This is a genomic window from Vibrio sp. NH-7 (genome assembly GCF_053643215.1).
In genome coordinates, this window is the sequence record NZ_CM132187.1 from 2,321,148 (window position 1) to 2,341,393 (window position 20,246).

Below are 20,246 nucleotides of genomic sequence, written 5' to 3' on the forward strand. Positions count from 1 at the left end.
CTATTTCTTACCAATTAATGCCAGAACTGCATTCGCAGCTTGGGTATCAGCGTCTTTGCGAATCCAATGATGCATCTCTGTAAACTTGTCGATCATCTGCGGACCATCACTGCCTAGCAAACGCTCCACTTCGGGTGCCAAATTGTCAGGAGTACACTCTTCCAATAAATACTCTTTAACGATCTCTTGCTCAGCCAGAATGTTTGGCAGTGATACATAATCGGTTTTCACAAGGCGACGAGCGATAAACGCAGTGATGGCATTAACCTTGTATCCAACCACCATAGGGCGCTTAATCAGCATGCATTCTAGAGCAACAGTCCCCGAAGCAAGCAATACCGCATCAGCCGCTGTAATAACATTGCGCGCAGTATCATCGACCAAGGTAAAATCAAGCTCAGGAGCAAACTCTTGCCAAGCTTGTTCAAATTGCTCTCGACGCTTCTGGTTTACCAGCGCCACCACAAATCCTAAGTCAGGATGCGTTTTATGTAGCCTTTTACAGGTTTCAATAAATGGCTGGGAGAGCATTTTTAGCTCACTGCCGCGGCTTCCGGGTAGAACCGCAAGCCACTTCTTATCTTGCTCAAGACCCAATAGTTCTCGAGCAGGTGCTTTCTCTGAAACCAACGGAATGGCGTCAGCCAGTGTATGGCCAATAAACTCGCAAGGCACATTGAACTTGTCGTAAAACGCTTTCTCAAAGGGCAAGAATGCTAACACTAAGTTAGTTGCGGCTTCGATTTTGAAGATGCGCTTTTGACGCCAAGCCCATACGGATGGACTAACATAATGGACTGTCTTGATGCCGGCTTGTTTCAGGTCTAACTCTAGACGTAAGTTGAAATCAGGCGCATCGATACCAACAAAAACATCAGGTGGATTGTCTGTAAAATACTTCACCAGTTGCGCCTTTACTTTGAGTAAACGCGGTAATCGGCCAAGTACCTCAACTAATCCCATGACAGCGAGTTCTTCCATGTCAAACAGAGATTCACAGCCTAGTGCTTTCATCTTGGGTCCGCCAATACCGACAAACTCGGCGTCAGGGTATTGCGCTTTGACCGCTTTGATAAAACCTTCCCCGAGCGTGTCACCTGACAACTCCCCCACAACAATGCCAATTCTGAGTGTTTTTTCCATTTTACTCACTTTATAAACGCAAAAAGACCGCAACCGATGGCTGCGATCTTTTTAATTAATCATGGGATGGCTTAGCGAATAACGCCACGCTCAGAGGTTTCCACAAACTCAATAAAATGCTTAATTGATGGCCAATCTTTCGCCATTTCTTCGAGCACTTCTTTCGCTTCTGCTTGGGTTTTACCGGAGCGATAGAACTCTTTGTACGCATTACGCAGCGCTCTTAGCTCTGCTTTTTCAAAGCCATTACGCTGCAAGCCAACAAGGTTTAAGCCAAACGGTGTCGCGTGGTTGCCTTGAGCAAGAACGTACGGTGGAACATCTTTAACCACAGCAGAACAACCACCAATGTAGCTGTACGCACCGACTTTACAGAACGGGTGAATCGCAGACAAAGCCATGACCCCTGCGTAATCTTCCACTGTAACGTGTCCACCAAGAATAGCGTTATTACCCACGTGCGTATGGTTTCCTACGATCACATCATGCGCGATGTGTGCGTTGACGCAAAGAAGGTTGTCATCACCGATAACGGTTGTTGCCTTGTCTTGCGCTGTGCCTCGGTGGATTTGTACCGCTTCACGTATGACGTTGCGGTCACCAATTACAACTGTCGTGGCTTCACCACCGTATTTCTTGTCTTGATTCTCTTCGCCAATGACCGCATGCGGGAAAATACGGTTATCTTTGCCAATGGTTGTATGGCCTTTGATCACAACGTGAGACATCACTTCAGTTCCTTCACCAATCTCAATATTGCCTGAGATATAAGTAAACGGACCGACGGTCACGTTGGCTGCAATTTTTACCTCACCCTCAATAACAACCGAAGGGTGGATTTGAGCAGTTTCGTGAATCATATTAAAACTCTCGACGGGCGCACTTCAGCTCTGCTGAACATACGACTTCGCCGTCGACTTTTGCAACACCGTTAAACGCTGCAATACCGCGACGCTCTTTAACAAACTCAACTTCTATAACCAATTGGTCACCTGGTACAACTGGTTTGCGGAACTTTGCTTTGTCGACGCTAGCAAAGTAGTACAGTTCATTTTCAGATGGCGCGCCAAATGATTTAAATGCCAACAGGCCCGTCGCCTGAGCCATTGCTTCAAGGATCAACACACCAGGGAATACAGGTAGTTGTGGGAAATGACCTGTAAACTGAGGTTCATTCACTGAAACGTTTTTAATCGCCGTTAAGTACTTCTCTTCTTGATAGTCAGTCACGCGATCAATCAGCAAGAATGGGTAGCGATGAGGGAGTAATTCCTGAATTTCAGTGATGTTCATCGTTTTCTTTTCAGTAGTCAAAGTCATATTCCTATATCGAATGCTAAATATGTTTTCGGCTGGCATTATAGACGAAAAAGACTCGCAATTCGCGAGCCTTTTTGATCAAGACTGGAATCAAGATTCCGAGTCTTGCTCTAACTGCTTTTCAACCGCTTTAAGACGCTTGTTCATTTCATCAATACGATGAACGCGAGTCGCAGTTTTGCGCCACTCTTTATTTGGCTGTAATGGGATCCCAGATGAGTACATACCTTTTTCTGAGATGCCACGCATGACCATGCCCATACCAGTAATAGTCACGCCATCAACGATCTCAATGTGACCGTTGATAACCGTACCACCGCCAATGATACAGTATTTGCCGATCTTAGTACTGCCAGCAACAATCGTACCACCAGCCATAGCTGTACCATATCCGATCTGTACGTTGTGAGCGATTTGCATCTGATTATCTAAGATAACGTTATCTTCAATAATGGTATCTTCGAGCGCGCCACGGTCAATCGTCGTGCAAGAGCCAATTTCTACACGATTGCCAATAATGACCGAGCCAAGTTGTGGAATTTTAATCCATTCACCTTTCTCGTTGGCATAACCAAAGCCATCAGAGCCAATCACTGTATTCGCTTGAACTAAACAATCATCCCCTAATACCACGTCATGATAAATGCTGACATTCGACCATAACTTGGTATTAGCACCAATTTTCGCATTTTTGCCAATAAAGCAGCCCGCACCGATCACCGCGTTGTCTCCGAGCTCTACCCCAGATTCAATCACGGCATTTGCGCCAACGGAAACATTATCACCCAACTTAACATCATCAGCGATCACCGCTGAAGGCGCAATTGAGGTTGCCGGTGAAGGTGTAGTGTCGAGAGCTTGTGCCACTTTAGCAAAAGCGACGTAAGGGTCATCGACCACAAGTACATTACCACTACACGCTTCGCGTTGAGCTTCTTTTACCATCACTACCGTCGCTTGACAGTCAGCAAGGTGCTTAGCGTATTTAGGATTAGACAGGAAAGTAACGTCACCTTCCTGTGCTTTGTCCATTGGTGCAACCATGGTGACCATTGCACTTGCATCACCATGGAGCTCTCCCCCAGTAATAGTTGCCAAATCGGCTAAAGAGATTGCTGTCATAAACGATTATTTTAGTTGTTTGATTACTTTTTCTGAAATGTTGTACTCAGGCTTGCCATACTGCATGGTCTGGATATCAACAATAATGTCATAACCTTCTTTCTCAGCGACTTTCTTCACTGCATCCTGAATAACTTTAAATAGCTTTTGCTTCTCTTGCGCTTCACGACGCGCTGACGCTTGCTCTAGAGCCTGAGCTTTGATTTTGTATTTGCTGTCTAGCTGACCGATTTCAATACGTAGTTTCTCAACTTCATCTTGACCTAATAACTCGCCATCACGCTTTAGCTTTTCGATCTTCGTTTTTGCTTCTGCTTGAATAGACTTTAGCTCATCAGCCTTGTCTTTAAACTCTTCCTGCATTTTTTGCAGGACAACTTCACGTTGTGGTAGTGCTTGGAACACTTGAGCGGTATTTACATAGCCTACTTTTTGCGCAGCTTCTGCCGCGTGAGCAAATAGAGAAGACGTCATTACTAATAGGCCAATACCAGCCGCTTTAATTGTTTTGTTCACTTTATAATTTCCTTTCAAATTAGAAGGTTCTGCCGATGGTGAAAGTGAAGAATTCTTCATCATCACCTTCGTAAATTGTAATCGGTTTCGCCACTGAGAAGACCAGAGGTCCCATTGGTGACATCCATTGCAACGCCACACCGTATGATGCGCGGTAGTTGGTTGGATCCGAGTAGTCCATGTAGTAACGATCTGTGATCGTCTCATCATAGACGAATTCTGTGTCCCAAACGCTTGCCGCATCAAGGAACATGCTGGTGCGGATTTGGTTACGCACTTCATCAGATGCAAAAGGCGTCGGCACAATCAGCTCAAGACTCGCCAGAGCAACCGCATTGCCACCTACTGAGTCATCGGTCGAGTTGACACACGATGAGCTACTACAGAACGATGGATTGCTGTTTATTGTGTACACCGCTTTTGGTCCCGCGGTATTCGATCTAAAGCCACGAAGAGAGGTGAAACCACCCGCGTAGTAGTTTTCGTAGAATGGGAACAAGTTGTCGTTACCATCCGTTTGGCCGTAACCATTACCGTAACCTAAACGACCACGCATAAGTAACGTGAATTCGTGTTTTTTGGTCAACGGAATGTACTGTCTAACGTCATACTGTAGCTTGAAGTACTGAGCGTCTGAGCTTGGTACTGTTGCCTTAGCAAATGCACGTTGGTAGTTACCCGCCGTTGGGAAATAGCCTCGGTTAAGGTTGTTTCGTGTCCAAGACGCATTCAAGTCAAAGTCATTGGTGATGATGTCGCCATCTGGCTGATTAATACTTTGAGCAAACAGCTGCGCTTGGTCATAAGTCGGCACGTTACCAATCTTGTTATGGGTATAACCCACACCAAACTCAAAGCGATTCAATTCATCGAATGGGAAGCCCCATGTTAAACTCGCACCGTAACTTTCGTTGGTGTAGTCAACGATACCCGCTTCTTTCGCTTCAAACTGGTTGTAGAAGATCTTACCGCCAAGACTGACACCATCAAGGTTCCAGTAAGGGTCACGATAGTCCAAACTCACGTTCTTTTGGTAGTCGTTCATCATCGCGTTAATACCAACACGATTACCAGTACCAATAAAGTTGTCCTGCTGTAATCCAACCTGGAAACTCACGCCAGATTCTGTACCGTAGCCGATACCGAAGTTAACGCTGCCTGAGTTCGCCTCTTTTACGCTATATACCAAATCCACTTGGTCTTCGCTGCCCGGAACACGCACAGTTTGTACATCGACCGTTTCAAAGAAACCGAGACGATTTAGTCGACTCTTACCAGTATCAATCGCCTTAGAGTTCAGCCAGCTGCCTTCCATCTGACGCATTTCTCGGCGCAGTACTTCATCTTTGGTCGAGTTGTTACCCACAAAACGGATATCTCGCACGTAAATACGTTTACCCGCTTCAATATTGACCACCAAAGAAACTTCTTGAGTCTCATCATCAAACTCAGAAATGGTGCGCACTTGAGGGTAAGCATAACCAGCTTCACCCAATAAACGTTTGACGTTCTCTTCTAAGCTCGTCACCGCTGAGCCGTTGTAGAGTTCACCCATCTCAAATGAAATGAGATCGTTAAGCTCGTCTTCACCAACAACACGATCACCACGGAACTTCACGTCTTTGACCGAGTATGGCTGGCCTTCGTCCAAGCCTAAGGTAATGTAGACCCCTTTTTTGTCAGGGGAAATTGAGACTTGTGTAGAATCAACTTTAAATTTCAGGTAGCCACGGTCTAAGTAGTACGACTTAAGTGCTTCAATATCGCCAGCTAAAACTTGCTTTTGGTATTTGTCATCGGATAGGAAGTTCCACCAGGCGACATCCACATTGAGCTCAAATCGGCCAAGTAGCTCATCGTCAGAAAAGACGTCATTACCAATGAAGTTAATTTGCTTAATTTTGGCTGAAACACCCTCAGAGAAAACAAACTTTAAATCTGCACGATTACGTGGGAGTGGTGTGACCACCGCTTTTACGTTCGCGTTGTACTTACCAACACTGTAATAGAAATCTTCTAGCCCCTTCTCGATATTGGCCAAAGTCGTGCGGTCAAGCGCTTCACCGACTCGGACACCAGAAGCATCTAGATTCTGTTGCAGCTGCTCTTCTTTGATCGCCTTGTTACCAGAGAAAGAGATACTGGATACGGTAGGACGCTCTTTTACTTGAACAACGAGCACGTTGTCTTGGCGTAAAACCTTAATGTCTTCGAAGTTGCCAGATGCGTAGAGAGCTCGAATGATTTGCGAGATATCTTCATTGTCGACGGCATCGCCAATACGGACTGGCATTTTCAACAACGCAGCACCAAGTGTCACACGTTGCAAGCCTTCAACTTGAATATCTTGGACAACAAAGCTTTCGGCACCATTTGCACTCATACTTGTTGCGAGTGCTGTGGCAAGTAGAATCTTTTTCATCGCCATATTTGTTTTAGTTATTCCTTACTACAACCTTTGCCCAGTTAGAGACGAGCAAAATCATTGAAAATTGCCACTGCCATAAGAGAGAAGATAATTGCTCCGCCTACACGGTACCCCATTTCCTGAATTTTCTCAGGGACTGGGCGTCTTATTACAGCCTCAATAGCAAAAAACAATAGATGTCCGCCATCTAACATAGGTAACGGCACAAGGTTAATTATCCCTAAGTTGACACTAATAAGAGCAAGGAAACCAAGGAAGTAAACCAAGCCATAATCGGCGGTCGTCCCTGCCCCTTTCGCTATTGAAATGGGTCCACTTAAGTTGTTAAGTCCTACATCGCCAACAATCAGCTTTTTCAACATGCTGATGGTCAGATCAATCACTTGTCCGGTTTTTTCAACCGCTTTCCCGACTGATTCAATTACACCAAATTGTAAGTCGAAGCGATAACTTTCCGGCCATTCTGCGACCTCTGGGGCGATTCCAGCAAAACCGACTTCGCCTTTACCTTTCATCTCACGACTGTCTGGAATGATAGTCAGGGAGACACGCTCACCATCGCGTTCAACTTGAAGCGGCAGTGAGGCATTCGGATGCTGCTGAATCGCATCAACGACTTGCTGCCAATCTGTGATGGCGACACCGTCAATCGCGAGCAGAGTATCTCCGACTTTTAATCCAGCACGCTCACCAGCGCTGCCTTGCGTCACATTGATAAGCTTGGTTGAAATTTCTGGCGTAAAAGGAACAAAGCCAAGCGCTGACATAGCAGACTGTTTTTCAGGGTCAAAGTTCCACTCGGTAAGGTCAAAAGAGAGGGTTTGCTCAACGCCGACGCCATCGGAAGGAGCAACCGTCATCGTCAGACGTTCATCACCAATATGAGCAATCAACCCCATGTTGACCGATTCCCAATCTGCGGTTTTGACGCCAGAAACGGATTTAAGTTCCATTCCCTGTTCCAACCCTGCTTGAGCAGCAATAGAATAAGGGGTAACCTGGCCGACAACGGGCTTGACCGCCGGAACGCCGATCATAAACACAAGCCAGTAGGCGATAATGGCAAATAAGAAGTTGAACACTGGGCCTGCAGCGACAATCGCACTGCGCTTCCAAAGTGGCTTTTTATCAAAAGCAAAGCGTTGGTCGGCGTCAGAGACTTCATCGACACGCCCGTCGAGCATCTTGACGTAGCCACCCAGTGGAATCATCGACACGCTGTATTCTGTGCCATCTTTTCCTACTTTGCTCCAAATGGCCTTACCAAAGCCAATGGAGAATTTTTCGACCCTTACACCACAGCGGCGAGCAACCCAGAAATGGCCGAACTCATGGACAGCGACTAATATTCCCAGCGCAACGATAAAGGATAAGAAGTTCCACAAAATACCTGTCATAGCTTACGCTCACTAACCCAGTTGGTTGCTAAATCTCTCGCCATTCTATCGACCTCAAGTATGCTTTCCAAGTCACTACAGTGCGACTGATGGGTATCAGCACAGACTTTTGACAAAACCTTCTGGTTAATGACCGATATGTCTGTAAATGACAACTGTCTATCGAGGAACGCAGCCACCGCGATTTCATTTGCCGCATTCAGTGCTGTTGTTGCGTGCTGACCTTCGTAGCAGGCGTCGATAGCGAGTTTTAAACATGGGTAGCGGTTGTAATCAGGTTCTAAGAAAGTGAGCTCGCCAACTTTAGTAAAGTCTAGCGGAGCCACACCCGCCGCAACACGTTCAGGGTAAGACAGGGTCAGCGCAATCGGCGTCGCCATATCTGGTTCTCCCATCTGCGCCAATACTGAGCCATCTTTGTACTGCACCATCGAGTGGATAACAGATTGAGGATGAATCAATACCTTTAATTGTTCTCGAGAGGTGTTAAACAGCCACTTCGCTTCAATGTACTCAAGACCTTTGTTCATCATGGTCGCCGAGTCGACTGAAATTTTTGGCCCCATCGACCAGTTAGGGTGAGCTATGGCTTGTTCAGGAGTGACTGAGTTCAGTGATTCGATATCACTGTAACGGAAAGGTCCACCAGAACCGGTTAACAGAATGTTTGAGATGCCATGCTGTGCTAAATCGCAGCGACCAAGATTGGTTTGGATATCACTTGGTAAGCATTGGAAGATTGCGTTGTGCTCGCTATCAACAGGCATAAGCTCAGCGCCAGACTGCTTAACCGCATCGATAAACAACTGTCCAGACATCACCAAGGCTTCTTTGTTTGCAAGCAGCACACGCTTACCTGCTTTGACTGCCGCCATCGTCGGTAACAGACCCGCAGCACCAACAATTGCAGCCATTACAGTATCAACGTCATCCATCGAGGATACGTCGCACATGGCCTCAATACCCGACAACACTTCAGTACCAAGTTTAAGTGCCGCTAACTGCTGTTTGAGCTGCAAAGCCGCCGAGTCCGATGCCATCACCGCATACTTAGGTTGCCATTTCAGGCACAACTCACGCATTTTCTCAACATTTCCTCCTGCCGCAAGAGCGACAATAGAAAACTGTTCGGGGTTTTGTTCGATGACTTTAAACGTGCTCGCGCCGATCGAACCAGTTGCACCTAATATTGTTAGCTTACGCATAGCAAGAAACCGATTTGTGACTTAGGCAAGCCGAAGCTTGCCTAAAAAATGAAGTAAAGAAATGCAAAAACAGGAAATGCCGCTGTGAGGCTGTCAATGCGATCGAGCACACCACCGTGGCCGGGAATAATATTGCTGCTGTCTTTTATCCCTGAGACGCGCTTGAACATACTTTCAACCAGATCACCCAGAACGGAAATCACCACGGTAATCAGCGTAATCACGATCATGATAAACGGGCTAGTAAATTCAATATCAAACCAGCTTGCCGCTCCCCATCCAACGATAATTGCGGTAACAATCCCGCCAATCAAGCCCTCAATGGTTTTGTTGGGACTGACATTTGGCGCCATTTTGCGCTTACCCATGCTCTTACCAGCAAAGTAAGCACCGCTGTCAGCAGCCCAGACAATCAAACAAACGTAAAGCACTAACTTAGCACCGTGATAAGCGTCGGTTTCAATCCCTTCAGCACGAAGGAGCAGTACACTCCAAAAGAAAGGTAAAAGCGTTAATATACCGAAGAGATGACGCAGCACAGGAGAGTGTTGCCATAATGAAGCCGATTTCGGGTATGTGATCGCGAGAGTACTAGACACTAGCCACCACACGCACCCAACAGCAAGGATGGCATAGTGTGGCTCTACGATTTGGTTCAGACTAAAAGCATCGAAAGGGACAAGCGCTAGGCTCAGCCCGCTGACCAATACTGCTGGGATCAGCGCCAAAGCTCGAGATTTTGCTTCAACAAATTGTGTCCACTCCCAGTAACCGATCATCATTACCGCAGCAATCGCAATTGTAAACAAGGGAAGCGACAACTCAAAAATTCCTAGAATCACCAATGGAGCAAGGATGAGCGCTGTTATTATTCTTTGTTTCAAACTTGGATCCTTTATTCGCTTTCCATCAATGCCTTGATTTGTTCACCGGTACAACCGAATCTTCTTTCTCGATTAACAAACCAAGTCACTGCTTCAACTAAGCTATTTTCATCGAATTCTGGCCAATAGATAGGCGTAAAATACATTTCTGCGTAGGCCATCTGCCAGAGCATGAAGTTACTGATTCGGCACTCACCACTGGTACGAATCATGAGATCAACTTCAGGCAAATCGGACATGGTTAAATGCTGAGTCATCATTTCCTCAGTAATCTCGTCCGCTTGTAATTCACCGTTTGCGACTTTATTAGCCAGAGCCTTCGTCGCTTGCATGATGTCCCACTTACCACCGTAGTTCGCGGCGATGTTCACCACCATGCCAGTATTATTCGCTGTCAACTCTTCTGCCTGAGCAATCTTTTTCCGTAACCTATCATTGAAACGCGCCGTATCGCCGATAACTCGGAGCCGAAGGTTATTTTTGTGCAACTTCTTAATCTCGGTTGAAAGAACCGTGATAAACAGCTCCATCAATACTCCCACTTCTTCTTCAGGGCGACGCCAGTTTTCACTGCTGAAAGCAAATAAAGTGATCGCTTTAATGCCGAGTTTGGCGGAAGTAGAAATCGCTTTTCTAACAGCAGCAACACCATTTTTATGACCAAACACGCGGGGTTTACCTTGCGCTTTAGCCCAACGGCCATTGCCGTCCATGATAATTGCAATATGTTGAGGAAGAACGTCTGGAGAGAGATGTGAGTTTTGCATATAAGAAATTGATAGGTAATCAGCAAAGGACAGAGAGTAGCATAAAAAAACGCTATGCTGCGAGCACAGCGCTCTTTAGAAGGAGAGTTTGTAGAGGAATTAGACTTCCATCAACTCTTTTTCTTTTGCTGCTAGCACTTCGTCGACTTGCTTAACAGCAGCATCCGTTAGCTTTTGGATCTCTTCTTGACCTTTACGATCTTCATCTTCAGAGATTTCTTTGTCTTTTAGCAGTGCTTTTAGCTCGCCATTTGCGTCACGACGGATGTTACGAATAGCAACACGACCACCTTCTGCTTCACCACGAACAATCTTAACAAGGTCTTTACGACGCTCTTCTGTTAGCGGTGGAAGTGGAACGCGAATAATAGTACCCGCAGACATAGGGTTTAGACCTAGGTCAGACATCATGATCGCTTTCTCAACTTTCTGAGTCAGCTCTTTATCGAATACTGTGATTGCTAGTGTACGTGCGTCTTCTGCTACTACGTTAGCAACTTGATTTAGAGGAGTTGGTGCACCGTAGTACTCAACTGAAATACCAGCTAATAGACTTGGGTGTGCACGACCTGTACGAACTTTAGACAGGTTGTTCTTTAGCGCTTCTACGCTTTTTTCCATGCGCTCTTGAGCGTCTTGTTTGATTTCGTTAATCACAATATCACCTTAATGTGTAAATCTTTCTCGAAGAAAGCCTAAGCGGGAGTCTTCAAAAGGCAATACCGTAGCACAAATCGTGCTACGGTGATTGGAATTACTCTGCGTCGCTGATTAGCGTGCCTTCTGCTTCACCCATAACCACGCGACGTAGTGCGCCTGGTTTATTCATATTGAATACGCGAATTGGCATTTTGTGGTCACGAGCCAATGTGAATGCTGCCAAATCCATTACTTTCAATTCTTTTTCAAGAACTGCGTTAAATGAAAGCTTATCATACAGCTCTGCGTCTGGGTTTGCTACTGGGTCAGCAGTAAATACACCATCTACTTTTGTTGCTTTTAGAACTACGTCAGCTTCGATTTCGATACCGCGTAAACATGCCGCAGAATCGGTTGTAAAGAATGGGTTACCTGTACCAGCAGAGAAGATAACAACACGGCCTTGGCGCAGTTCGCGAATCGCATCTGCCCAGTTGTAATCGTCACATACACCTTTTAGAGGAATAGCAGACATCACACGAGCATTCACGTAAGCACGGTGCAGAGCATCACGCATCGCTAGGCCGTTCATTACTGTTGCTAGCATACCCATATGGTCGCCGACTACGCGGTTCATGCCCGCTTCCGCAAGACCTGCACCACGGAAAAGGTTACCACCACCGATAACCACACCAACTTGAACACCAAGCTCAACCAGCTCTTTTACTTCTTGTGCCATACGGTCAAGTACCGCTGGATCGATGCCAAAGCCGTCTTCACCTTGAAGAGCTTCACCACTCAGTTTTAACAGAATACGTTGATACGCTGGTTTAGGGTTAGTTGTCATGGAGTTTACCTTCCAAAAAGAGAGTTATTGATTAACAGTCATGAATACAGACTGAGCAGTCTGTATTCATCACGGCTAATCGTTTACATCCCTAGTCATAAAAAGACCGCAGCCTTGGCTACGGTCTAAATTTTGTGCGCTTCTCTAAGGATTAACCTTTTTGAGCTGCAGCTACTTCTTCAGCAAAGCTCATTTCTTCAGCTTTCTCGATACCTTCACCAACTTCTAGGCGAACGAATGTAGAAACTGAAGCGCCTTTTTCTTTCAGCATTTCGCCAACAGATTTCTTAGGCTCCATGATGAACGCTTGACCAGTTAGAGAGATTTCGCCTGTGAATTTCTTCATGCGGCCAACAACCATCTTCTCTGCGATCTCAGCAGGCTTGCCTTCGTTCATAGCGATTTCAACTTGAACTTCTTTCTCTTTAGCAACTACGTCAGCTGGTACGTCTTCTGGGTTAACGTACTCTGGCTTAGAAGCAGCAACGTGCATTGCAACGTGCTTAAGAGTTTCTGCATCGCCTTCACCAGCAACAACTACACCGATTTTCTCGCCGTGACGGTAAGAAGAGATTGCAGTACCTTCAACGTAAGCAACGCGACGGATGTTGATGTTTTCGCCGATTTTCGCAACAAGAGCAACACGCTCTTCTTCGAACTGAGCAACTAGCTCTTCAACAGTAGCTTTAGAAGCTAGAGCAGCTTCTGCAACTTTCTCTGCGAATGCAGTGAAGTTACCATCTTTAGCAACGAAGTCAGTTTGGCAGTTAACTTCAAGAAGAACAGCAACACCGTTGTCTTCTTTGATGATGATTGCACCTTCAGCCGCTACGTTACCTGCTTTCTTAGCAGCTTTAGCAGCACCTGATTTACGCATGTTTTCGATTGCTAGTTCGATGTCAGCGTTTGCTTCAACAAGCGCTTTCTTACATTCCATCATACCTGCGCCAGTACGTTCGCGCAGTTCTTTAACTAGAGCAGCAGTAACAGCCATTCTCTATTCCTCAGTTGATTCTGGATTTGGTAAAAAACAGGGGCCTACATTTTCGGCCCCTGTTGATAACTATAACTCAGTATATGCTACAACAAGGTTGCACATAGTCTAAGTGTGACTAGGAGCCGCTATTATTCAGCTTCTACGAAACCGTCTTTTTCAGCAACAACAGCTACGTCTTTGTTACGGCCTTCAGTTACTGAAGCTGCCGCAGCGTTTAGGTATAGTTGTACTGCGCGGATTGCGTCGTCGTTACCTGGGATGATGTAGTCAACGCCGTCTGGGTTAGAGTTAGTATCTACTACAGCGTAAACTGGAATACCTAGGTTGTTTGCTTCTTTAATCGCAATGTGCTCGTGGTCAGCGTCGATTACGAATAGAGCGTCTGGTAGGCCGCCCATGTCTTTGATACCACCAAGAGATTTCTCTAGCTTCTCCATTTCACGAGTACGCATTAGAGCTTCTTTCTTAGTTAGTTTGTCAAAAGTACCGTCTTGAGACTGAGCTTCAAGATCTTTTAGACGCTTGATTGACTGACGAACAGTTTTGTAGTTTGTAAGCATACCGCCTAACCAGCGGTTGTTTACGTAGTACTGGTTGCTTGCGATAGCAGCTTCTTTAACAGCTTCAGATGCAGCGCGCTTAGTACCTACGAATAGAACTTTACCTTTCTTCTCGCCAACTTTAGCTAGTTCAGCTAGAGCTTCGTTGAACATTGGTACAGTTTTTTCTAGGTTGATGATGTGAACGCGGTTACGAGCACCAAAGATGAATGGCTTCATTTTTGGGTTCCAGTAACGAGTTTGGTGACCGAAGTGAACACCAGCTTTCAGCATATCGCGCATTGATACAGTTGCCATTTTAAAATCCTCTATGGGGTTAGGCCTCCACATCCCCCATAACTCCGACTAGGCTTCTGCCCAGCACCCCGGAATATGTGTCGGAATGTGTGTGATTTAAAGATAAAAGTATATATGGAACTGACCAGCATCGCCGCTTCATCGATGAGAAGTGAAGAGAACTGACCACATTTCCGGCGCGCTTTATACCATATTTTTGCTCTATCTGGCTAGTAAAAAAACCAACACCTAGTGTGCAAAAGTCATCCAATCTTTGAGAAACAGCGTACAACCACTCGAATAGTAAGGAATTGCCAGTAATACACATTCTCAACTGTTCCTGATAGAATGCGCCCATTCGCACCATCTGGTGCTAGCGAAGTAAATAGAGAAAGCCGATGTCAATCAAGATTAAAACAGCTGAAGAAATCGAACGTATGCGACTAGCGGGCGCGTTGGCCGCTGAGATCCTAGAGATGATTGAACCTCATATTAAAGAAGGGGTTACGACAGACGAGTTAAACCAAATCTGTCACGATTATGGGATTGAAAAAGGCGCGTACTCTGCACCTCTTGATTACCACGGGTTTCCTAAGTCTATTTGTACATCCATCAACCACATTGTGTGTCATGGTATTCCGGCATCTCAAGATGAAGTGGGCAGTAACGGTCAATTGAAGCCAGCGGTACTTAAAAACGGTGACATTATCAACGTCGATATCACAGTGATTATCCCAAATGAAGAAGGCGCAGATCTTAGCGTTCGTCCAGATGGTTATCACGGCGACACATCTAAAATGTTCTTCGTTGGTGAGGTATCTCCTGCTGACAAACGTCTTTGCATGGTGACTCAAGAAGCACTCTACGTCGGTATGCGTAAAGTGAAGCCGGGCGCAACAGTGGGCGATATTGGTACCGCTATCGAGAAATACATCAAAGAGAACAACAAGAAGAACCCACGTAATAAGTTCTCTATCGTGAAAGATTTCTGTGGCCACGGTATTGGTAACGAGTTCCACGAGGAACCGCAAATTGTCCACTACAAAAACAATGATCGTCGCGTGCTGAAAGAAGGCATGTGCTTCACGATCGAGCCAATGATTAACGCTGGCAAATTTGGTGTGACGGTTGATGCGGAAGATGACTGGACGGTGTACACCGGTGACGGTAAGAAGTCTGCTCAGTACGAACACACCATTTTGGTGACCAGTACTGGCTGCGAGGTGCTTACACTGCGTAGCGACGACACCATCCCGCGTATGATGAACAACGCTTAATTGTAACCAATACACTTAATATCCCCGCTTAGTCGGGGATATTTTTTTATCTACCCTTCTGTTAAATTGGTCGATAGGACTATTTTGCACGGACTTGCTGTATGCCTTTTCAATCCCCGCTGACGTTCGATGATCAGCAAATCACCATCAGTGAACTCAAAGCCCAATTAGAAGAATTTGCCAACTACCAAAAAGTGGAGTTTTTAACTCATCATCCGGTCACCGATCTAGTGCTAGGGCGAGCTGAGTACATTGATCTGCTACTCAACCGCTTATGGCAACATTTTGGTTTTTCCGAGCTGCCTAACATCAGCTTGGTCGCTGTCGGGGGGTATGGCCGAGGAGAGCTTCATCCTCTTTCCGATATTGATATTTTGGTTGTGTCACGCAAAACATTGCCAGAATCTCTTGCGGCCAAAGTCAGTGAGTTTATTACGTTACTTTGGGATCTTAGATTGGAAGTGGGTCATGCAGTTCGCAGTGTAGAAGAGTGTGCGACTATCGGCCGGGAAGATTTAACCGTTGCCACGAACTTACAAGAGTCTCGTTTACTTTGTGGCTGCGAAGATACCTTTCACCAGCTAAAAATGGTGATTCACTCAGAATCGTTTTGGCCAAGTGAAGTCTTCTACAAAGCGAAGATTAAAGAGCAGAAAGATCGTCATGCTCGCTATCACGACACCACCTACAACCTAGAGCCGGATATCAAATCCACACCAGGAGGACTTCGCGATATCCACACCCTAAGTTGGATTGCCCGTCGACATTTCGGCGCAACCTCACTGCTTGAGATGAGTCGTTACGGCTTTTTAACCGATGCTGAATACCGAGAGTTGGTTGAATGCCAAGATTTCTTGTGGCGCGTGCGTTTTGCTCTGCATATCGAACTCAAACGTTACGACAACCGCCTAACCTTCGCTCATCAGGCGCAGGTGGCTGAAAGCTTAGGCTTTAGCGGCGAAGGCAATCGTGGCGTCGAGATGATGATGAAAGAGTTCTACCGAACGCTACGCCGTGTCGCAGAGTTAAACAAAATGCTTCTCAAGCTGTTCGATCAAGCCATCTTGGAGAATGGCGTCGAAGCCGAGCCAGAAGTGCTAAGTGACGATTTTCAACGCCGAGGTCACTTGATTGAAGCGCGTAAGCCTGCCCTATTCCAAGCTCGCCCTGAAACGATTCTCGACATGTTCTTACATATCGCCAACGATTCAACCATTGAAGGGGTTGCGCCTCCAACCATGCGCCAACTTCGAACCGCAAGGCGTCGTTTGAACAAGTTCCTACATACGATTCCCGAAGCTCGCGAAAAGTTTTTAGAGCTGTGCCGCCACCCAAATGCTTTGCACAAAGCTTTCAGTTTGATGCATAAGTTGGGGGTTCTTGCCGCTTACTTGCCACAGTGGAGCCAAATTGTCGGCCAGATGCAGTTTGACCTCTTTCATGTGTACACGGTTGATGAACACAGTATTCGCCTACTAAAACATATAAACACCTTTAGCTACGCGAAAAATCACGATAAGCATCCGATCTGCTGTGAAGTCTACCCGAGAATTCAAAAGAAAGAATTGCTGATCATTGCCGCTATTTTCCATGATATCGGTAAAGGGCGTGGGGGTGATCACTCAGTGATTGGTGAAGGAGAAGCTTATGACTTCTGCATTGAGCACGGGCTTTCTAAACCTGAAGCTAAGCTTGTGGCTTGGCTAGTACGTCATCACTTATTAATGTCCGTCACAGCGCAAAGACGCGACATCTACGACCCAGAGGTGATCACAGAGTTTGCCAAACAGGTTCGCGATGAAGAGTATCTAGAGTACCTCGTCTGCCTTACTGTCGCCGATATATGTGCCACCAACCCAGAGTTATGGAACAGTTGGAAACGCACCTTATTGGCAGAACTTTTCTACTCAACCCAACGAGCGCTGCGCCGCGGACTAGAGAACCCAGTGGATGTGCGCGAGCGTATTCGTCACAACCAACAATTGGCTTCCGCTCTACTGCGCAAAGAGGGGTTCAACGCGCGTGAAATCGAAGTGCTATGGCAACGTTTCAAAGCGGACTACTTCCTACGACACACACACAAACAGATCGCATGGCACTGTATGCATCTTCTTCGCCACGAAGATCACTCTCAGCCTCTCATCCTGATTTCTAAGAAAGCGACCCGTGGGGGCACCGAAGTGTTCGTCTACAGTAAAGACCAACATGCGCTGTTTGCTACTGTGGTCGCTGAGTTGGATAGACGTAACTTTAACGTTCACGACGCGCAAGTTATGACCAGCAAAGACGGTTATGTTCTCGATACTTTCATGGTGTTGGATCAACATGGTGAAGTCGTCGACGAGAGTCGCCATAAAGCGGTCATTAAACACCTCACTCACGTTTTGCAAGATGGACGCCCGACCAAAATCAAAACTCGCCGCGTCCCTCGTAATTTGCAGCACTTTACCGTCAAAACTCAGGTCGATTTTCTGCCAACGAAAAGTAAAAAGCGTACCTTAATGGAGTTTGTTGCACTGGATACTCCAGGCTTATTAGCGACTGTCGGTGCAACCTTCGCGGACCTTCATGTTCACTTACACGCTGCCAAGATCACGACCATAGGTGAACGCGCAGAAGATTTATTCATCATAACGAGTGAAAATGGTGGAAAATTAACCGAGCAAGAAGAAAACCAATTAAGGGAGCTATTAGTGAGCAATGTGGCAGAATTAGCACCTTAAGCGATCTTGACCACAAGTTGTTACACTGTTCGAAAAATCAACTATCTACAACGTGAATAGGCTGCTACATTATTTAGTGTTCAGTAAGTAATCCAAGCCCGACCAAACGCTTTATTGCGTATTGTCTTGATTGGTATAACACACAAATAAAGAGGTAGCCTATGTTTCCACACCTCACTGGTTTAGGTATTCACGAACCTAAACAGATTGAGCGCTATTCACTCCGTCAAGAAGCGCATAAGGATGTGTTGAAAATCTATTTTCGTAAGCAAAAAGGAGAACTGTTTGCGAAAAGCGTTAAGTTTAAATACCCGAGACAGGTAAAAAATGTCTTGGTTGACAGCGGCAGTCACAAATACAAAGAAGTGACAGAAATCAACCGCAACTTAACCTTGGTTATTGATGAACTGAATAAAATCACTAAACCAGAAACGTCTGCAGAGTTGGATGTAAAAGAGAAAATCTTGTCTGACCTGCGTCATCTAGAGAAGGTGGTTTCAAGTAAGATCGCTGAGATCGAGGCGGATCTGGATAAACTGAAGTAGATAGTTGATTGAAAGGGTTGGTTATGATGCCAACCCTTTTTCGTTAGAGTAGATAATCTCTTGCTTACCCTAACCAACCTGCGTACTTGCCTACAGCGTAAAGGGCAAAGCCTGCCATCACCCCAGCAACGATATCATCGAGCATAATCCCTAGCCCGCCGTGGACTCGTTTATCGAGCCAACCAATTGGCCAAGGCTTCACCATATCGAAGAAACGGAACAACACAAATCCGGTTAATAACCATTTCCAGTCTGTCGCCGAGAGGTTAAACAGTGGCACAACCAGCATCGTAATCCAAAAGCCAGCAAACTCATCCCAAACAATCGAGCCATGATCATGAACCCCCATATCATCGGAGGTGACCTGACAAATTTTAACGCCAACCACACAAGCGGCCGCAACAACGACAAGGTAAAGGGGTAAAGGCAGTTGCACTAACAGTAAATAAAAGGGGATCGCAGCTAACGTTCCCATAGTGCCAGGTATAATTGGGGATAAGCCACTGCCAAACCCTGTCGCCAATAAATGCCATGGATTTTTCAGAGAAATAAGAGATAAAGGGTTTGCCATAATACTGCTTAACTAGTTGAAATGATCGTAACCTGAAAGCGTCCAATCGAGCGCTTTACCTTGAGAGTGAATCTCAAACATACCTTCTGGGCGAATTTGGCCAATACAGGTAATCTGAGTACCGCAATGCGCGAGTGCACTCTCAATAGCACCTAGGTTTTGCTCAGGGACGGTAAAACACAGTTCGTATTCTTCGCCACTCGACAACGCATACTGCTGCGCCTGTTCAGCACTTCCCAAAAACTGAACCAGCTCATTAGAAACAGGAAGCGTTGATACGTCAATACTCGCGCCGACATTAGAACGTTTTAAAATGTGTTTTAAATCGGATATTAAGCCATCCGAAATATCGATGGCTGAGCTTGCTAGCCCTAATAGAGATTGACCAACTAGCACCCTTGGAGACGATAGGTAATGTCGCTGCTCTAACTCAGATTCATAAGGTTTATCTTCCTGCTGAGCAGACAAGATCACATCCAGTCCGGCTTTGCTGTCGCCAAGATTCCCCGTGACATAGATACGGTCGCCAACCCTAGCACCGTTGCGACGCAGCGCTTTTTCAGGATTCACTAGCCCTTGAACAGTTAAGGTCAAGCTAAGTGGGCCTTTCGTTGTGTCGCCGCCAATCAACTGGATACCAAAGTAGTCAGCGAGTGAAAAAAACGACTCACAAAATGGGGCAAGCCATACCTCATCGGGCTCAGGCATGGTTAGTGCGAACGAAACCCAGGCAGGGGTCGCCCCCATCGCAGCCAAATCGCTAATATTAGAAGCCAACGCTTTGTGCGCTACCAAAGCGGGATCGGCGTCAGCCAAGAAATGCGTTCCCGCGACTAAGGTATCTGTGCTGATGGCCACTGACAAACCTTGAGGCACTTGAACTAAGGCGCAATCATCACCAGCGGCGAGCAAAACATCGTTACGCTGCTTTTGACGGCCGACGAAGTATTTTTCAATGAGATTAAATTCACCTGACATAGCGTTCTTGTTTTCGTTTTGGGTGTCTTTATACCTATAAAAAAGGTCAGC

General features: G+C 46.1%; 19 protein-coding genes. 3 read left to right on the forward strand and 16 right to left on the reverse strand.

Annotation, left to right across the window (positions count from 1 at the left end; all coding sequences use genetic code 11):
- The 14 genes from lpxB to rpsB form a co-directional block, all read right to left on the reverse strand.
- Nucleotides 1–1,143 carry a lipid-A-disaccharide synthase gene (lpxB, locus tag ACUALS_RS10760; RefSeq protein ID WP_454448346.1) on the reverse strand — a complete coding sequence of 381 codons (1,143 nt, stop codon included), beginning with the start codon at nucleotides 1,141–1,143 and terminating at the stop codon, nucleotides 1–3.
- A gap of 71 nt (nucleotides 1,144–1,214) precedes the next feature.
- Nucleotides 1,215–2,003, reverse strand: coding sequence for an acyl-ACP--UDP-N-acetylglucosamine O-acyltransferase (lpxA, locus tag ACUALS_RS10765; RefSeq protein ID WP_005475344.1), 789 nt, complete (start codon nucleotides 2,001–2,003; stop codon nucleotides 1,215–1,217).
- Nucleotide 2,004: 1 nt separating this feature from the next.
- On the reverse strand, nucleotides 2,005–2,457 hold the full coding sequence (fabZ, locus tag ACUALS_RS10770; protein ID WP_038139751.1) for a 3-hydroxyacyl-ACP dehydratase FabZ: 453 nt from the start codon (nucleotides 2,455–2,457) through the stop codon (nucleotides 2,005–2,007).
- 96 nt (nucleotides 2,458–2,553) lie between these two features.
- Complete coding sequence (gene lpxD, locus ACUALS_RS10775; RefSeq protein WP_005475323.1) at nucleotides 2,554–3,585, reverse strand: UDP-3-O-(3-hydroxymyristoyl)glucosamine N-acyltransferase; 1,032 nt, start codon at nucleotides 3,583–3,585, stop codon at nucleotides 2,554–2,556.
- Nucleotides 3,586–3,591: 6 nt separating this feature from the next.
- A complete protein-coding gene (locus tag ACUALS_RS10780) occupies nucleotides 3,592–4,101 on the reverse strand; it encodes an OmpH family outer membrane protein (RefSeq protein ID WP_005475287.1) in 510 nt (169 codons plus the stop codon).
- Between the two features lie 19 nt (nucleotides 4,102–4,120).
- On the reverse strand, nucleotides 4,121–6,529 hold the full coding sequence (bamA, locus tag ACUALS_RS10785) for an outer membrane protein assembly factor BamA (protein ID WP_039483426.1): 2,409 nt from the start codon (nucleotides 6,527–6,529) through the stop codon (nucleotides 4,121–4,123).
- A 38-nt stretch (nucleotides 6,530–6,567) separates the two neighbouring features.
- Complete coding sequence (rseP, locus tag ACUALS_RS10790; protein WP_454448347.1) at nucleotides 6,568–7,926, reverse strand: sigma E protease regulator RseP; 1,359 nt, start codon at nucleotides 7,924–7,926, stop codon at nucleotides 6,568–6,570.
- Nucleotides 7,923–9,131, reverse strand: a complete 1,209-nt coding sequence (gene ispC / locus ACUALS_RS10795; RefSeq protein WP_038139533.1) for a 1-deoxy-D-xylulose-5-phosphate reductoisomerase — start codon at nucleotides 9,129–9,131, stop codon at nucleotides 7,923–7,925. The genes rseP and ispC overlap by 4 nt, the downstream gene beginning before the upstream one ends.
- A 41-nt stretch (nucleotides 9,132–9,172) precedes the next feature.
- The gene (locus ACUALS_RS10800; protein ID WP_039626030.1) at nucleotides 9,173–10,015 is read right to left on the reverse strand and encodes a phosphatidate cytidylyltransferase; all 843 of its coding nucleotides are present in this window, start codon (nucleotides 10,013–10,015) and stop codon (nucleotides 9,173–9,175) included.
- Between the two features lie 11 nt (nucleotides 10,016–10,026).
- Nucleotides 10,027–10,782, reverse strand: coding sequence for a polyprenyl diphosphate synthase (locus ACUALS_RS10805; RefSeq protein WP_005475343.1), 756 nt, complete (start codon nucleotides 10,780–10,782; stop codon nucleotides 10,027–10,029).
- A 99-nt stretch (nucleotides 10,783–10,881) separates the two neighbouring features.
- Nucleotides 10,882–11,439: a ribosome recycling factor gene (frr, locus tag ACUALS_RS10810; protein ID WP_038139537.1), complete on the reverse strand. Its 558-nt coding sequence runs from the start codon at nucleotides 11,437–11,439 to the stop codon at nucleotides 10,882–10,884.
- Nucleotides 11,440–11,536: 97 nt separating this feature from the next.
- Nucleotides 11,537–12,268: a UMP kinase gene (gene pyrH, locus ACUALS_RS10815; protein ID WP_038139540.1), complete on the reverse strand. Its 732-nt coding sequence runs from the start codon at nucleotides 12,266–12,268 to the stop codon at nucleotides 11,537–11,539.
- Between the two features lie 151 nt (nucleotides 12,269–12,419).
- A complete protein-coding gene (gene tsf, locus ACUALS_RS10820) occupies nucleotides 12,420–13,262 on the reverse strand; it encodes a translation elongation factor Ts (RefSeq protein WP_005473579.1) in 843 nt (280 codons plus the stop codon).
- Nucleotides 13,263–13,393: 131 nt separating this feature from the next.
- Nucleotides 13,394–14,122, reverse strand: a complete 729-nt coding sequence (rpsB, locus tag ACUALS_RS10825; protein WP_038139543.1) for a 30S ribosomal protein S2 — start codon at nucleotides 14,120–14,122, stop codon at nucleotides 13,394–13,396.
- Between the two features lie 377 nt (nucleotides 14,123–14,499).
- Between rpsB and map the strand changes: the two genes are divergently transcribed.
- From map to ACUALS_RS10840, 3 genes are all read left to right on the forward strand, one after another.
- Nucleotides 14,500–15,378, forward strand: coding sequence for a type I methionyl aminopeptidase (gene map, locus ACUALS_RS10830; RefSeq protein WP_038215581.1), 879 nt, complete (start codon nucleotides 14,500–14,502; stop codon nucleotides 15,376–15,378).
- A 101-nt stretch (nucleotides 15,379–15,479) separates the two neighbouring features.
- Nucleotides 15,480–18,101, forward strand: a complete 2,622-nt coding sequence (gene glnD / locus ACUALS_RS10835; RefSeq protein WP_454448348.1) for a bifunctional uridylyltransferase/uridylyl-removing protein GlnD — start codon at nucleotides 15,480–15,482, stop codon at nucleotides 18,099–18,101.
- A 161-nt stretch (nucleotides 18,102–18,262) separates the two neighbouring features.
- Nucleotides 18,263–18,646 (forward strand): DUF3461 family protein, encoded by a 384-nt coding sequence (locus ACUALS_RS10840; RefSeq protein WP_005473565.1) that lies wholly within the window; start codon nucleotides 18,263–18,265, stop codon nucleotides 18,644–18,646.
- A 64-nt stretch (nucleotides 18,647–18,710) separates the two neighbouring features.
- Here the strand turns inward: ACUALS_RS10840 and pgpA are convergent, their stop codons facing one another.
- On the reverse strand, nucleotides 18,711–19,217 hold the full coding sequence (pgpA, locus tag ACUALS_RS10845; RefSeq protein ID WP_454448349.1) for a phosphatidylglycerophosphatase A: 507 nt from the start codon (nucleotides 19,215–19,217) through the stop codon (nucleotides 18,711–18,713).
- Nucleotides 19,218–19,229: 12 nt separating this feature from the next.
- Nucleotides 19,230–20,195, reverse strand: a complete 966-nt coding sequence (gene thiL, locus ACUALS_RS10850) for a thiamine-phosphate kinase (protein ID WP_454448350.1) — start codon at nucleotides 20,193–20,195, stop codon at nucleotides 19,230–19,232.
- Nucleotides 20,196–20,246: the final 51 nt, after the last annotated feature.